This window comes from Diaphorobacter sp. JS3051 (genome assembly GCF_015832135.1).
GTDB lineage: Bacteria > Pseudomonadota > Gammaproteobacteria > Burkholderiales > Burkholderiaceae_C > Diaphorobacter > Diaphorobacter nitroreducens.
This window is the reverse complement of sequence record NZ_CP065406.1, coordinates 4,131,649-4,146,195: the sequence shown is the minus strand read 5'-3', so window position 1 is coordinate 4,146,195 and position 14,547 is coordinate 4,131,649. Positions and strand designations below refer to the sequence as shown.

At 67.5% G+C, this 14,547-nt stretch carries 16 protein-coding genes, 1 pseudogene and 1 riboswitch; of the genes and pseudogenes, 3 read left to right on the top strand and 14 right to left on the bottom strand.

The genetic code is table 11. From position 1 onward, the window contains the following. The first annotated feature begins 61 nt into the window (after positions 1–61). Positions 62–973, top strand: coding sequence for an HTH-type transcriptional regulator ArgP (locus tag I3K84_RS19800; protein WP_047349479.1), 912 nt, complete (start codon positions 62–64; stop codon positions 971–973). Positions 974–1,027: 54 nt separating this feature from the next. On the opposite strand, the gene I3K84_RS19795 is transcribed toward I3K84_RS19800, so the two are convergent. After that, complete coding sequence (locus I3K84_RS19795; protein ID WP_047349478.1) at positions 1,028–1,528, bottom strand: Rrf2 family transcriptional regulator; 501 nt, start codon at positions 1,526–1,528, stop codon at positions 1,028–1,030. Between the two features lie 89 nt (positions 1,529–1,617). On the opposite strand from I3K84_RS19795, the gene ytfE reads away from it, so the two are divergent. Next, positions 1,618–2,340, top strand: coding sequence for an iron-sulfur cluster repair protein YtfE (ytfE, locus tag I3K84_RS19790; protein ID WP_015913884.1), 723 nt, complete (start codon positions 1,618–1,620; stop codon positions 2,338–2,340). A gap of 113 nt (positions 2,341–2,453) precedes the next feature. Here the strand turns inward: ytfE and I3K84_RS19785 are convergent, their stop codons facing one another. From I3K84_RS19785 to I3K84_RS19765, 5 genes are all read right to left on the bottom strand, one after another. Next, positions 2,454–2,705, bottom strand: a complete 252-nt coding sequence (locus tag I3K84_RS19785) for a DUF3820 family protein (protein ID WP_196995211.1) — start codon at positions 2,703–2,705, stop codon at positions 2,454–2,456. Further along, positions 2,705–3,151, bottom strand: a complete 447-nt coding sequence (locus I3K84_RS19780; RefSeq protein ID WP_196995210.1) for a CopD family protein — start codon at positions 3,149–3,151, stop codon at positions 2,705–2,707. The genes I3K84_RS19785 and I3K84_RS19780 overlap by 1 nt, the downstream gene beginning before the upstream one ends. Positions 3,152–3,169: 18 nt before the next feature. Continuing rightward, the gene (locus I3K84_RS19775) at positions 3,170–4,171 is read right to left on the bottom strand and encodes an aldo/keto reductase (RefSeq protein ID WP_196995209.1); all 1,002 of its coding nucleotides are present in this window, start codon (positions 4,169–4,171) and stop codon (positions 3,170–3,172) included. Positions 4,172–4,247: 76 nt separating this feature from the next. Further along, entirely contained in the window at positions 4,248–4,463 is a 216-nt protein-coding gene (locus I3K84_RS19770; RefSeq protein WP_103737484.1) for a SlyX family protein, read from the bottom strand. Between the two features lie 5 nt (positions 4,464–4,468). Beyond that, on the bottom strand, positions 4,469–5,671 hold the full coding sequence (locus I3K84_RS19765) for a PLP-dependent aminotransferase family protein (protein WP_103737483.1): 1,203 nt from the start codon (positions 5,669–5,671) through the stop codon (positions 4,469–4,471). Positions 5,672–5,775: 104 nt separating this feature from the next. On the opposite strand from I3K84_RS19765, the gene nth reads away from it, so the two are divergent. Beyond that, positions 5,776–6,426 carry an endonuclease III gene (gene nth / locus I3K84_RS19760; protein ID WP_047349476.1) on the top strand — a complete coding sequence of 217 codons (651 nt, stop codon included), beginning with the start codon at positions 5,776–5,778 and terminating at the stop codon, positions 6,424–6,426. 37 nt (positions 6,427–6,463) lie between these two features. Here the strand turns inward: nth and I3K84_RS19755 are convergent, their stop codons facing one another. The 8 genes and pseudogenes from I3K84_RS19755 to cbiB all read right to left on the bottom strand — a co-directional run bounded on the left by I3K84_RS19755 (position 6,464) and on the right by cbiB (position 14,447). Continuing rightward, positions 6,464–7,345 (bottom strand): hypothetical protein, encoded by an 882-nt coding sequence (locus tag I3K84_RS19755; RefSeq protein ID WP_231403372.1) that lies wholly within the window; start codon positions 7,343–7,345, stop codon positions 6,464–6,466. Then, complete coding sequence (locus tag I3K84_RS19750) at positions 7,312–8,091, bottom strand: polysaccharide deacetylase family protein (protein ID WP_231403371.1); 780 nt, start codon at positions 8,089–8,091, stop codon at positions 7,312–7,314. Before I3K84_RS19750 ends, I3K84_RS19755 begins: the two co-directional genes overlap by 34 nt. 50 nt (positions 8,092–8,141) lie before the next feature. Then, positions 8,142–8,378 (bottom strand): annotated as a pseudogene (locus tag I3K84_RS22375) (UDP-N-acetylglucosamine 2-epimerase); the annotation flags it as partial. 423 nt (positions 8,379–8,801) lie between these two features. Beyond that, positions 8,802–9,860: a nicotinate-nucleotide--dimethylbenzimidazole phosphoribosyltransferase gene (gene cobT / locus I3K84_RS19740; RefSeq protein WP_196995208.1), complete on the bottom strand. Its 1,059-nt coding sequence runs from the start codon at positions 9,858–9,860 to the stop codon at positions 8,802–8,804. A gap of 105 nt (positions 9,861–9,965) precedes the next feature. Further along, positions 9,966–10,727 carry a 5,6-dimethylbenzimidazole synthase gene (bluB, locus tag I3K84_RS19735; protein ID WP_123675944.1) on the bottom strand — a complete coding sequence of 254 codons (762 nt, stop codon included), beginning with the start codon at positions 10,725–10,727 and terminating at the stop codon, positions 9,966–9,968. Between the two features lie 44 nt (positions 10,728–10,771). Continuing rightward, positions 10,772–10,964: riboswitch (cobalamin riboswitch) on the bottom strand. Positions 10,965–10,994: 30 nt separating this feature from the next. Further along, positions 10,995–12,476, bottom strand: coding sequence for a cobyric acid synthase (locus I3K84_RS19730; protein ID WP_196995207.1), 1,482 nt, complete (start codon positions 12,474–12,476; stop codon positions 10,995–10,997). Next, positions 12,473–13,477, bottom strand: coding sequence for an aminotransferase class I/II-fold pyridoxal phosphate-dependent enzyme (locus tag I3K84_RS19725; protein WP_196995206.1), 1,005 nt, complete (start codon positions 13,475–13,477; stop codon positions 12,473–12,475). Before I3K84_RS19725 ends, I3K84_RS19730 begins: the two co-directional genes overlap by 4 nt. Next, positions 13,470–14,447 carry an adenosylcobinamide-phosphate synthase CbiB gene (cbiB, locus tag I3K84_RS19720; RefSeq protein ID WP_196995205.1) on the bottom strand — a complete coding sequence of 326 codons (978 nt, stop codon included), beginning with the start codon at positions 14,445–14,447 and terminating at the stop codon, positions 13,470–13,472. The genes I3K84_RS19725 and cbiB overlap by 8 nt, the downstream gene beginning before the upstream one ends. Positions 14,448–14,547: the final 100 nt, after the last annotated feature.

Below are 14,547 nucleotides of genomic sequence, written 5' to 3'. Positions count from 1 at the left end.
GGTAGGCCGCGCATTCATTTAAGTACACTTCAAACTTCTAACCGATATTAAGCAAAACTGAATGCTGGACTACGCTGGACTGGAAGCCTTGGCCGCCGTGGTGCGCGAAGGCAGCTTCGAGCGGGCGGCGCGCCGCCTGCACGTAACGCCATCGGCCGTGTCGCAGCGCATCAAGCAGTTGGAGGAGCGCGTGGGACAGGTGCTGGTGCAGCGCGGCAGCCCCTGCACCGGCACCGACGCCGGACGCCGGCTGTGCCTGCACCTGGAACAGGTGGCGCTGCTGGAAAACCAGTTGCGCCGTACCAACCCCGACCTGCTGCCCGACATGCCCGCGCCGGCACCAACGCTCAAGCTGGCCGTCAACGCGGATTCGCTGTCCACCTGGTTCATGGACGCCATGGCCGCCTTCACCGCGGGCGGCAACGAACTGCTGGACCTGCGCATCGACGACCAGGAGCACACGGGCGAGCGGCTGCGCCAGGGCGAAGTGATCGCCGCCGTCACCGCCACGGGCACGGCCATCGCCGGCTGCAACACCTGGCCGCTGGGCACCATGCGCTATGTGGCCGCCGCCAGCCCCGGGTTCATTGCGCGGCACTTTGCCGACGGTGTGACGGCGGCCACGCTGGCGCGCGCGCCGATCATGACCTTCGACCGCAAGGACCGGCTGCAAGACCAATGGATGCAGGCGCACGGCCTCACGTCGCGCACGCATGCACCCAGGCACTTCCTGCCGTCCAACTTTGGCTACGTGCGCGCCTGCGAGGTGGGCATGGGGTGGGGCATGCACCCGCTGACGCTGATCGGCCAGCAACTGGCCGAGGGCCGTCTGGTGCAGTTGCTGCCGAACACCGCCATGGACGTGCCGCTGTACTGGGCCCACCCGCGCACGGCGCAGGTGGCGCTGGAGCGCCTCACCCAGTGCGTGATGGCGGCGGCGCGCCAGTGGCTGGAGCCGCCGCTGGCGGCCTGAATCATCAAAAAGTAGAGCGCTTCGCGCTTGCAGGTAAAGCGCTGGAGCCCGTTTTTACGCCAATGTCTCGGCGCGGGTGATGGGCAACCCTGGCACCCAGCGCATGGACTGCACCAGCGCCGCCCCGCCCTGCCGCTGCGCAGCGATGGACGGGGTGACCAGATCGGCCACGGTGAAGCTGTCCAGCACTGCAAGGTAGGCCCGCGTGGCGTCGGACAGCACGGCTTGCAGACGGCAGTGGCTGCTCATGCGGCATTGGTTCAACTCGGCATTGAAACACTCGACCATGTCGAAGTCGGTCTCCGTCATGCGCACGATCTGGCCCAGGTTGATCTCGCTGGCCGGCTTCATCAGGCGCATGCCGCCGCCACGCCCGCGCGTGGTGTCCAGCAGCCCCTGGGCCGCGAGTTGCTGCACGATCTTCGTGAGATGGCTGCGCGAGATGCCGTGTGCCTCGGCCACCTCGCTGATGGTCACGGGCTGCTCGCGCTCCTGGCAGGCGGCGCAGTACATGAGCACGCGCAGCGTGTAGTCGGTCCACTGGGTCAGTCGCATGGTTGCACCAAGGGTTCACACAAAGATTCACTCTATGTGGATTTTAATGAATAAAATATTCATCACAAGTGAACCTTTAAGGAAGCCCCATGAATACCGCCACATCTCCCTCCCTCGACCCCCGTCAGGCCATCGGCCAGATTGCCGTTGAACTGCCTGGCGCGACCGCCGTGTTCCGCCGCCTGAAGCTGGACTTCTGCTGCGGCGGCCAAGTGCCGCTGGAACAGGCGGCCGCGGACAAGGGCCTGGACCTGCAGGCCGTGGTGGATGAGCTTTCCGCCCTGCAACGCCCCAACGAACTGCCCGACGCGGGCACACCCACGGAACTGATCGACCACATCGTCGCGCGCTACCACGAGGTGCACCGCGCCCAGTTGCCCGAGCTGGTGCGCATGGCGCGCCGCGTGGAAGCCGTGCACCGCGACAACCCCAACACCCCGCACGGCCTGGCCGACGCGCTGGAAGAGATGCAGCAGGAGCTGCTGACCCACATGCACAAGGAGGAAGCCATCCTGTTCCCCATGCTGCGCAGCGGCGGCAACGCCTTCGTGACCCAGCCCATCGGCATGATGCGCAGCGAGCACGTGGACCACGGCGAGGCACTGGAGCAGATCGCGCGCCTGACCAACGACATCACCCCGCCCATGGGCGCCTGCAACACCTGGCGCGCGCTGTATGCGGGCCTCGCGCAGCTCAGCGACGACCTGGTGAACCACATCCACCTGGAGAACAACGTGCTGTTCCCGCAGTTCGAGGCCGGCGCCTCGCAGGGCTGCGGCAGCGGCTCGGCATGTTCGTGCAGCGGCGGCTGATGCCCGTCAGCGGCGCGCGCCAACGGGCGTGAGCCGGTAGGCGCGGACGGGGCCCGCATGGCGGCGCTCCGCGCCCTTGCGTAAAAAGCGTGAAAGCGGCCCGCGACTGCCGCTCACCGCCCTGGCGCAGCGCGCAGCGGGGCCAGCAGATCGCGCAAGCCGTTATGGTCCAGCTCGTACATCAGCGCGAGAAGCTGGCCGATCTCGCCGCGCGGAAACCCCTCGCGGGCGAACCAATGCAGGTAGTTGGCGGGCAGATCGGCAATCACCGTGCCACGGTGTTTGCCAAACGGCATCTCGCGCGTCAGCAGCAACTGCAGGCGCCGCGCATCGCAGCCCGGCGCCGCAGGGCCCGCCCCTTCCATCACATTCCCAGTCCGCCGTAGCGGAACGCGATGCCCGTGAGCACGAAGCCCACCGACAGCAGCGTGACGGCCGCCACGTGCCACGCCATCAGCGGCAGCGTGCGTGCGCTCAGCGTGGGAATGACGCGCAACCGCGCATGGGTGGCCACCAACAGCGTGGCGGCCAGCAGCGCGAGCTTGAGCGATACGGCGCGTTCCAGTGGCGCATCAGGGCTGAACCACCGCCCCCAGTCGGGCACGAGTTGCAAGGCCATCCACAGCCCGGTGGCAACCTGGATGAGCAGCGCGGGCATGCCCACGTGTTCGTAGCCCTGCTCGAAGTCCAGCAGCGCCTGGGGCGACCGCTGGCGCAGCGCGCGCGGCAGCACGGTGAATGCCAGCACCAGATGGCCGCCGGTCCAGACGGTGGCGGCCAGCAGGTGCAATGCAAAGACGTAGGGATACATGGCGCCGGTCCTCGGGCGTCAGGCGCGGCGCGCCTGCAGCGGATAGGCCGGGTCGGTGAAGCCCGGCGTCGACGGATGGCCGGGGGCCACCAGGCTGTCGATGAGCGCCTCGTCCTCGGGCGTGACCGCATAGTCGAGCGCCGGCAGGTAGTCCTGCCACTGCGCCAGCGTGCGCGGCCCGGCGATGACGGAGCTGACGCCGCGGTGCGCCAGCACCCAGGCCGTGGCGAACTGCGCAAGCGTGATGCCCCGGGCCTTGGCATGCAGCTTGAGCTGCTGGGCGATCTGGAGCGACTCCTCGCGGAACTCGGTCTCGCCCATGCGGCGGTCGCCGCGCCCGGCACGTGTGCCTTGCTGGGGTGGCTGGCCTGGCAGGTACTTGCCGGTCAACACACCGCGCGCCACGGGGCTGTAGGGCGTCACGCCCAGCCCGTAATGCTGGCAGGCCGGCAGGATCTCCACCTCGGGCATGCGGTTGAGCAGGTTGTAGTACGGCTGGCACACCACGGGGCCGGGCATGCCGATGCGGCGCGCACCGTGCACCAGCTCGGCAATGCGCCAGCCGCGGAAATTGGACACGCCCCAGTAGCGGATCTTGCCCGCGCGCAGCAGCGCATCGATGGCGAACAGCGGCTCCTCCAGGTCCATGCCCTCGTAGTCGCGGTGCAGGTAGAGGATGTCCACATGGTCCGTCTGCAGCCGCGTCAGGCTGGCTTCCACCTCGCGCAGCATCCAGGCGCGCGAGTAGCGGCCCTCGTTGGGCCGCTCGGACATCTTGTTGCCCAGCTTGGTGGCCAGCACCCAGTCGTGGCGCTGGCCCTGCAGCAGCGTGCCCAGCATGCGCTCGGACGCGCCCTTGGTGTACACGTCGGCCGTGTCCATGTAGTTCACGCCATGCGCACGCGCGTGGGCCACGATGGAAGCGGCCTCGGCCTTATCCGTCTGGTCGCCGAACATCATCGTGCCCAGGCACAGCGTGGACACCTGGAGCTGGCTCTTGCCAAGAAAGCGGTATTGCATGGGGCAGCCTTCGCTATATAAATAAGAGCTGCTAGCGCTTGATGGACGAGCGCTAGCGGCCAATTTGACGTAAACCTCAGTAATGCGGCGGCAGTTCGTCGCGCAGGCTGCGCACGGTGGCGCCGCCCCCCTCGGGCACCTGCTGGCGCAACTGCGCCACGATGCGCGCCAGCTCGTCGATCTGTTGCTGCTGGCGGTAGATGGTCAGGTTGAGCTGGTCCAGCAGGTCTTCGGTGAAGGCGGCCTTGACCTCCAGCGCTTCCACCCGCTCCTGCGTGCGTGCGTCCACCATCGCCTTCAACCCTTGAGCGCCTGCCCGAGGCGCGCCACGCCTTCGCGGATCTTGGCCACATCGGCCGTGGCGAACGACAGGCGCAGCGTGGCCGCATCGGGGTTCTGGCTGAAGAACGGCGTGCCGGGCACGAAGGCCACGCCCTTGTCGATCGCGCGTTTGGCCAATGCGCCGGCATCACGCTCCAGCCCGCGCGCCCCTGTCAGGCGCACCCACAGGAACAGGCCGCCGCGCGGCTGCACGAACTCCACCGCATCGCCCAGTTCCGCACGCAGCGCATCGCCCATGGCCTGCGCGCGCTCGGCATACACGGCGCGCACATGGGCCAGCGTCGCGGGCATGGCGCCGCTCTTGAGGTACTGCGCGGCCGTGGCCTGGGCAAAGGTGCTGGTATGCGCATCGCTGAACTGCTTGCACATCACGGCGCGCGCCAGCAGCTCGGGCGGTGCGATCAGCCAGCCCACGCGCAGGCCGGGGGACAGCACCTTGCTCAGGCTGCCGCAGTGCGCCAGCCACTCCCGACTGCCCGGCACCTGGGCCGAGAGCGCCAGCAGGCTGGCCGGCGGCGCCTCGCCGAAGTACAGGTCGCCATAGGGGTCGTCCTCCACCACCAGCACCTGGTGCCGCGCGGCCAGCTCCAGCACGCGCTTGCGGCGCTCCAGGCTCAAGGTGGCGCCGCTGGGGTTGCCAAAGGTAGGAATCAGGTAGACCAGCTTGGGGCGGTGCTCGACGATCAGCCGCTCCAGCGCATCGGGCTGCACGCCCTCGCCGTCCACGGGCGCGCTGATCACCTCGGCGCCATAGAGGCGAAAGCACTGGATGGTCGCGAGGAAGGTGGGGCCCTCGACGATCACCTTGTCGCCGGGGTCGATCATGGTCTTGCCGAGCAGGTCCAGCGCCTGCTGGCTGCCCGTGGTGACGATGAGCTGCTCGGGCGCCAGCCCCGCCACGCCCTTGCCTTGCATGAAGGTGGCCAGTTGCTCGCGCAGCGGCTGGTAGCCCTCGGTGGCGCCGTACTGCAGCGCGGCGCCGGGCTCCTCGGCCAGCACGCGCTCGCTGGCGGCGCGGATGCCGGCCACGTCGAACATGGCGCTGTCCGGGAAGCCGCCCGCAAAACTGATGATGCCGGGCTTGCCCAGCAGCTTGAACAGTTCGCGGATGGCGGAGGTTTCAACGTTATTCAGGCGGTCGGCAAAGGCAAGCGGCATGGACGGCAATCGGGTGGATGGGTGAAAGACGGTAGCCCCCATTGTCGCCAATTGCCGCGCAGCTTTCCTGCGGCGCGCCCCTCAGCCGGCGACAATCGCCGCCCATGAAGCCCCAGGACATCGAGCCCTTCTTCGCGGCGCTGCAGGCCGCCAACCCGCAGCCCAACACCGAGCTGGAATACACCAACGTATTCGAGCTGCTGGCCGCCGTGCTGCTGTCGGCGCAGGCCACCGACGTGGGTGTGAACAAGGCCACGCGCCGGCTGTTTCCCGTCGCCAATACACCGCAGGCCGTTCTGGAGCTGGGCCTGGACGGCCTGGAGGGTTACATCAAGACCATCGGCCTGTACCGCACCAAGGCGAAGAACCTGATGCAGACCTGCCGCATCCTGGTGGAGCAGCACGGCGGCCAGGTGCCGCGCACGCGCGAGGCGCTGCAAGCCCTGCCCGGCGTGGGCCGCAAGACCGCCAACGTGGTGCTGAACGTGGCGTTCGGCCAGCCCACCATGGCGGTGGACACACACATCTTCCGCGTGGGCAACCGCACCGGCCTGGCGCCCGGCAAGAACCCGTTGGCCGTGGAGATGCAGCTGCTGCAGCGCGTGCCACCGCAGTATCTGGTGGACGCCCACCACTGGCTGATTCTGCTGGGCCGCTACGTGTGCCAGGCACGCAAACCGCGCTGCTGGGAATGCGTGGTCGCACCCTGGTGCGACTACGAGCCGAAGACGCCGGCGCCGTTCAACGCGGGTTGATCAACCTTGCGGGGTGCTGCCGCGGCAGCCGCCGGCATCAGCGCACGCCCTGCGCCACCAGCTCAGCCACCAGCGGCTCTCCCAGGTAGTGCGGGCCGTCGAAGGCCAGCACCTCCCACCCCTTGTAGGCATCGATCTGCGGCAGGAACTCCGCCGCCGTGGCGCTGCGGAACCCGCCTTCTGGCGCGGGGCGAAAAGCTTCGGCAATCATCTGCACGCGCGCCTGACCCAGGCGGTAGGTCAGCACCTGCAAGTACTTCAGCGCAACCTCCGGACTGCGCGCATGCACGCCCACGCCGTCCTGGAAGAACACCCCTACATCGGCCGGCAGCCAGCGCTCGATCCAGTCCGCCAGCGCGTGCGGGCCAAGGTTGGCGCTGTCATAGGCGCTGATCCACAGCGGGCGTGGCAACTGCGCCAGGCCCTGGGACCACTCTGGCCCCGGCAGCCAGGTGGGATCCACCTCCAGGGGGAAATACCAGCCACCCAGCTTCAGCGGGAGCCGCTGCACGATGGGCACCAGGGCGTGCGCCTGCTCCACCAGCAGCGCCACCGAGGCACGTGCCTGCGCCTCGCCATGCATGGCCGCCAGGCCCACGATCACCTCCTGGGCCCAGGGCTCGGCGGCGATGCGCTCCCAGTCGGGTAGCTCAGCCGCGATCGGAGGCAAGCCGGTGCCCGGCACAAAAGCCTGTGAATCCACCACCGTCCATTGCACCAACAGGCGGCGAACGCCCAGTTGCGCCCAGTTGCCCTGGGGGCGCAGCGTGCGCAGGCTGGGCTGCCACACCATGCCGCCGAGGTGGCGCAATGGCGCGCCGGACGACGACGGCCAAGACACCGCGCACGGCAGCATGGCCACCATGGCCGCGCGCCGTGTCAGGGTCAGGGCTTGCGTTGGCGGCTGGGTGAGGTCCACGTGTAGCCCATGGCCGTCAGGCCATCCACGATTTCCTTCAGGTGCGTATAACCGCGCCCGTCATACTTCTGCGCCTGGGACTCAACCGCCAGGAAGGGGTGGAAGAAGAACGAGGCAAAGCCGTCACGCACGACCTTCTGGTAGCGCGCGTTTTCCAGCACCTCCTTGGATGTCAGCTCCTCATCCGCCCCGAACTCGAAATACTGCAGGTTGCCCAGGTTCTCCGGCAGCACGCGCAGGCCATAGCGGTCGCGCTCGATGACGAAGGGGAAGAACTGGTCCACCATGTAGTCCCCGGCCTTGAGGTCGGGCTGGTCGGACGTGTAGTACGTGTGCCGCTGGTAGCCCATCTCGTAGATCTGCGCGACGGCCTGCAGCGTGGACGGCGAGCCCACGTAGTGCGGCGTCTCCCACGCCACGGGCATATAGCCCAGGTCCAGCATCTGGCGCAGGCCGTTGTTGATGCGGTTCTTCGCCCAGTCCACGGAATCACCGGGCAGCGGGCGGTCGTTGACGGTGTCCCAGAACTCGTAGTCGATGCCCGTGGCACCCGATGCATTGTTGATCATGCCCTCGGTCTGGTGCGTGGTGCCGTGCTGCAGGATCTCGCCGCCACGCGCCAGCGCGTAGTCCAGCGCCAGCCGCAGGTTGAGGGCGTTCGCCATGGGAATGTCGGTGGGCACGCCCGCGCTTTGGGCGCCCAGCGGGTCCTTGTAGTGCGGTACCACCCCCACCGAGAAGGGCACCTTGCGCTCAAACGCAGTCCTTCCTCGGGGAACGGGCGGCGCAGGTTGTAGGTGCGCAGCCCAGCCTCGACATGCAACACCGGCAGGCCATGGGAGAAACCCGCCAGCGCTCCCTGGAACGCGCTTTCGGTGTCGCCCTGCACGATGACGGCGCTCCAGGGCTGCTGCCCCATCACGCCTTCCAGTTGGCGGCGGCACCCGAGGCTGAAATCCAGGAGCGTGCTTCCCTGGCGCTCGAGCACATGGTCGGGCCGGATATCGAAGCAGTCCAGCATCTGCACGGCCATGTCGCTGTGCTGGCCGGTGTGCAGCCACACGGGGCGAACGCTTTGCGCGCCTCGCAGGGCGTGATATACCGGTGCCAGCTTGATGATCTCGGGGCGCGTGCCGGAAATGATCAGGACGGGAGCGGGCTGTTCATCGATGCAAGTCATAAGGTGCCTCTCTTCCCTTCAACCTATCGATCAGCAGCCCCCGGGGGCCTCTGCCGCGTCGCCGCTGGCGACACGCGCCGTGATTTTCACGCACCCTTACCAGGGCTTCAATAGGTCACTTGGTAGAGACGATTCTTACCACTTTTTCATCAATTGGCAAATTAGATCGATAGTATTTAACTATTTACCGGTGCGTGATAGGACGGCTTCTGGTTGCACAGCCCCTTCGAATTCCTCATGCGCCCATCCTGAAGATGGCAAGTGCCGGCAAGACACTTAGCGCATCGCTCCGTCCACCCCGGCCGCTTGAAAACTCGCCATCTCGCGCAGCACGCGGCATGCCGACTCCAGCAACGGCCAAGCCAGAGCGGCACCTGAGCCTTCTCCCAAGCGCAGCCCCAGGTCCAGCAGCGGCTGCGCCTGCAAAGCCTGCAGCATGTGGCCATGGCCCCGTTCGCCGGAGCGATGGGCAAACACACAGCGCTGCAGCACGGCAGGCGCCAGGCGCACGGCCACCAGCACAGCCGCGCAGGTGATGAAGCCGTCGACCACGATCACACGACGCTCGGCGGCGGCCTGCAGCACGGCGCCGGTGAGCGTGGCGACTTCAAAACCACCCAGGGCGGCCAGGGCCTCCAAGGGCTGCGTAGCACCGGCGTTGGCCGCCAGCGCCTGCTCCAGCACGGCTTGCTTGCGCGCGATGCCTGCCGCATCCAGTCCCGTACCGGCACCCGTGCACTCGGTCAGCGGCACGCCTGCCAGACGCGCCAACAGCAGCGACGCCACGGACGTGTTGCCGATGCCCATCTCGCCCAGCAGCAGCGCGTTGCCGGGCATGGCGCGCACGATATCCATGCCGTTGCGCAGCGCCTGGGCGCACTGCGCGTCGGTCATCGCAGGGCCGACGCTCGCGTCCTGCGTGCCCGCCGCCACGCGGCAGTGCACCAGGCGGGGCGCACCGGGAACGACGTCGCGCGCGGGTACTGCGCGCGCCACGCCACAGTCGGCCACGGTGAGCTGAAGGCCGTGCTGGCGCGCCAGCACGCTCACGGCTGCGCCGCCTGCCAGAAAGTTCTCGACCATCTGCCAGGTCACGTCGCTCGGGTAGGCCGATACGCCCTTGGCCGCCAGGCCATGGTCGCCCGCGCACACCAGCATCTGCGGCGCCTGCAGCATGGGTGATTCGGTACCTTGGATCTGGCCCAGACGGAGGGCGAGTTGCTCCAGGCGCCCCAACGCACCCAGTGGTTTGGTCTTGTTGTCCAGCTTGTGTTGCAGGGCCTGCGTCAGTGGCAGATCGGTGAAGTCAGCAACGAAAGGCAGGTCGATGATCATGGCGTGTTTCGATTGTCAAAAAAAGGTCCAGCGCGGCCCCGACTCACGGGGCGCATATCAAGAGGTGGCCGTATTGCGGGGCGGGCCCCATGCCTTGTGGCTGGCTTATGCCGGTGCGGTCTGGCGACTGCACTGCGCCGCAGCCTGGTCGCACCGCAGATGCGCGATGAGCGGCTGCTGGTCGTCGCGCTGCCCCCATTGCTCGAAGTACACCAGGTCTTCCACGGGCAGGCGTGGCAGCCAGCCAGCGGTTTCCAGTTCGGGCTTGGCGTGGAAGTGGCTGACGTAGCCGACACACAGGTAGGCGATGGGGGTGATACCCTTGGGAATACCCAGCGCCTGCTGCAGGTCAGCCTGGTGAAAGATGCTCACCCATCCCACCCCAAGCCCTTCGGCGCGCGCGGCGAGCCACAGGTTTTGCACGGCACAGACGCTGCTGTACAGGTCCATGGTTTTCATGTGGGTACGCCCTACCACCACCGGACCGGTGCGCTCGCGGTCGCACGTGATGCAGAGGCCGATGGGCGACTCCAGAATGCCCTCGAGCTTGAGACGCTGGTACACCGCGCGCTTGTCGCCCTCGAACATACCGGCCGCTTCGGCATGGGCCTTGGCGAAGGCATCATGCACCCGGCGCTTGGTGTCCTGCGATCGCACCACCAGGAAGTTCCATGGCTGCATGAAGCCTACGGAAGGCGCATAGTGCGCCGCGGTCAGGATGCGGCTGAGCACCTCGTCCGGTACCGGGGTGGGCAGAAACTGCCCCCGCACATCACGGCGTGAAAAGATGGTGTGGTAAATGGCGTCGCGGGCCTCTTGCGTAAAGGCGTGAACGCTTTGCGTGGCTTGCGCCTGCGCGGTATTCATGGCAGTCCCCTGTGCGTGAATAGGTCGCACGCTGCCTGGCCTTGCAGCGCGATGAACGTTCAGGCCGGTCTTCTGGCTTGGATTCATCTGACCCGCCGCGCCTTCCCGGCCTTGGCGGCCAGTGGCATTGAGCGGGGGTCATCTTCCTTACAGCGTTGGGCACGCGGCGGACTCCAACCGCCTTCCCGATTCTCCCTTTGCCTTGCGGCAGCGGGCACCTGAGGACGGGGATGATAACAACCGCAATTCAACCGCAGTTATCGTCCTTTACTGCGCAGCGAGGGCATCCAACACCCCAGGCTCGAAGTGCCGTGCGATGCCGGCGGCCAGCCTGTCAAACACCGCATCCAGCGTCGGAGCATCGGCACCGAACAGTGCCCGCAGCACGGTTGCGTCCTCGAACAGGCCGTGAAGGTACAGGCCCAGCACATTGCCCCCCGGGTTCTGCCACGCCAACCCGGGCATGAGTTCGCGCGCCACATCGCCGCTGGCGGCCATGGCCGGGTGCTGAGCAGTCTGGCCGTGGTGGATTTCGTAGCCTTGCACAGCCACGCCGGCGAGATGCCGCCAGGCGCCTTGTACGGCGCCGAAGCACTGGCGCGTGGGCCGCACGGTCTTGGTGGCCTCGAAGCTCGTCACCAACGGCAGCAGGCCCAGGCCGGGGCCATTGCCGTCCACCCCCACGGTGTCGATCAACGCCTCGCCGAGCATCTGCAGTCCACCGCAGACTCCCAGCACACGGCCACCGCGTGCCGCATGCGCAGCAATCGCCGCGTCCAACCCCTGTGCGCGCAGCCAGGCCAGGTCAGCCGCCGTGGCCTTGCTGCCGGGCAGGACGATCCAGTCGGCGCCCTCCACATCCGCGGGGCTGCGCGCCCAGGACAAACGCACACCCGGCACATTTTTGAGCGGCTGGAATTCGTCCAGATTGCTGATGCGCGGATACGCCACCACGGCGATGCGCGTATGCACGGCACCCGCGGCGGTGGAGCGCATGTCGAACACGCCGTCCTCCTCGGGCAGGCCGTGGTTCCACTGCATCGGAATGGTGGCGACGACGGGCACGCCGGTCTTGTCCTGCAGCATTTGCGGCGCGGGCGCCAGCAGTGCCTCGTCGCCCCGGAACTTGTTGAGCACGAAGCCTGCGATGAGCGCGCGTTCTTCCTCGGGCAGCAACGCCCATGTGCCAAACAGGTGGGCAAAGGCGCCGCCGCGGTCGATATCCGTCACCAGCAGGCAGCGCGCCTCAGCATGGCGCGCCACGCGCATGTTGACCACGTCGCTGGCGTGCAGATTGATCTCTGCCGGCGAGCCCGCGCCTTCGATGACCACCACGTCGTTCTCGGCCCGCAGCGCGTCCAGCGCCGCCGCGATCTGCGGCCACACACGCTGGCTACGGCCGCGCCATGGCAGTTGCGAAAGCTCATCGCTCACCTGTCCCAACAGCACCACCTGGCTCTTAGTGTCCGCTTCGGGCTTGAGCAGTAGCGGGTTCATGCGCACGTCGGGCACGGCCCGCGCTGCCAGCGCTTGGAAATACTGGGCACTGCCAATCTCGCCGAACTGCTCGCCCGGTGCAGCCACCACGCGCGCGTTGTTGCTCATGTTCTGCGCCTTGAAAGGCGCCACCTTCAGGCCCTGGTTGCTGTAGTAGCGGCACAGCGCGGTGGCCAGCCAGCTCTTGCCCGCACCGCTGGTGGTGCCCAGCACCATGACGCAGCGCGCCGGCCCGGGTCGGGTCTTGTTCATTGCGATTCCTTGTAGAGGCGCCACGATACCTCCAGCGCCCGCTGCGACTGCGGTGGCAACACGCCCAGGCGCACGTGCCCGGGCAGGCCAAACGAGGTGCAGTCGCGCAGCTTGACGCCACGCGCGCGCAGCCATTGCAGGAAGGTCCCCATATCCTGCACCGGCGGACATGCCGTGAAGAAGTTGGCGAGACTGCCAGGCGCAACGGCCCAGCCCAGGGCCGCGCACAGCGCCAGTTGCGCGGCCTTCCATTCGCGCAGGGTCGCCAGCGATTGCGCGAGCCATGCCTGCGTATCCGGCCGGACCCAGGCCGCCAACAGGGCAACACCGTCGGCACCGACCGGCCAGGAGGCCGCCAGCGCCTGCACAGCGGCGACACTGCCATCGGGGACCGCGGCACTCGGCGCAATGGCATAGGCCGCGCGTACACCGGTCAGGCCCAGCGCCTTGTTGGGCGTCCACATCTGCCAGGCGGCATCAGGCGCTACGGTGGCGGCTCCCTCCAGGCGCAGTGGTGCGTAGGCGCAGTCCAGTATGCGCAACACGCCGACAGGGGCCGGGGCGCACCACGCCGCCAGTGCAGCATCGGTCGTTCCCAACGGGCTGGCGGGCTCGCACGCCCAGTGCAGCGCCGGCTCAGAAGAAGGTGTATGGCGGCAGTCCAGCTCCCACACCTGGGCCGCGCGGGTGTAGTCGCCGTAGCCATGCGCGGGCACAGCGACCTGGCGCACGCCGCTGCGTGCCGCGTGCGCGGTGATGCGATGAATGAACTCGCTGGCGCTGGCGGCGAGCACCACGCGCTGCACCGCCACGCCGTGGAACGTGGCGATCTGCGCGCGCAGCGCGGTGTAGGCCGGGTCGGGGTAGTGGATGAAGTCACTCTGCCGGAGCGCCGCGATGGCCTGCGGACAAGGACCGCAGGCGTTGGCGTTGGTGGAGAAGTCATGCAGCGGCACGCCCAGCGCATCCGGGCCGCCGTGCTGTGGCGCATGGTCAGACATGGGTGTGCACTATAGCTATCAATAACAGAGCTGCTACCGCAAGCGCTGCAATCGCTAGCAGTGTTTTTGATGCCAAATGCACCGCACGCTGCGTGTCCGCGGCCTGGGGCGCATGCCCGGGGGCGTTCAACACGTACACACCTGGTTTGGAAAGGCGCACCCCCAACGCCAGCGCCATCGCCCCCATGGGCCACCCGCCGTTGGGCGACGGCGTGAGACGCGACTGCGCGCGCAGATCAGTCCAGCGGGCGCCGTTGCCACGCGACACACCCCACAACAGCACCGCCGTGATGCGCGCGGGCAGCCAGGACAGCACATCGTCCGCACGCGCCGCCCACTTGCCCGCCCATTGCCAGTAGCGCCCACCGCGCATGCCGGGGTATCCCCACATCGCGTCGGCCGTATTGGCAAAGCGGTAAAGCGCCGCACCGGGCAGGCCCAGCAGCACGAACCAGAACAGCGGCGCAATCACGGAGTCGCTGAGGTTCTCGGCCAGGGATTCAATGGCGCTCTCGCGCACGGCCGCCGCATCGAGCCCTTGCACATCACGGCTGACCAGCCAGGACAGTCGCTCGCGCCCCGCATCCAGCGACTGCGCCAGCGCATCTTCCACCGCCAGCACTTCCCCGCGCAGCATGCGCCAGGCCAGCAGAGGTTTTAGCAGCAATCCGAGTACTACCCCCGCCCCCCAGTTGGGCAGCCAAGCGAGAGCAGCCCCCTGCAGCGCAAACGCTACTACCAAAATAATAGCTGCCAAAGCGCACCAGCAAGCCGCAGCGCTCCCAAATAACCATAAATCACGCCCAGTGTCCCGCAAAGGTGCCACATGCGCTCCGCAGGCTTGCAGTGCCCGCCCCATCCAAACCACGGGATGCCACCGCGCGGGAGGTTCGCCCCACCGGCGGTCGATAGCGAGCGCCACCAGCAGGGCTGAGGCTGATGCAGCTATATCTGATATCCAGAAGGACATAGGGGGAGCCTACAGTGAAATGGGAGCCTGAAATCCAGGCATCGCTCACATACCGCTTGTCAGCGCAGTTGCTCCGTCCATCCTTCAGGGGGATGCCCAG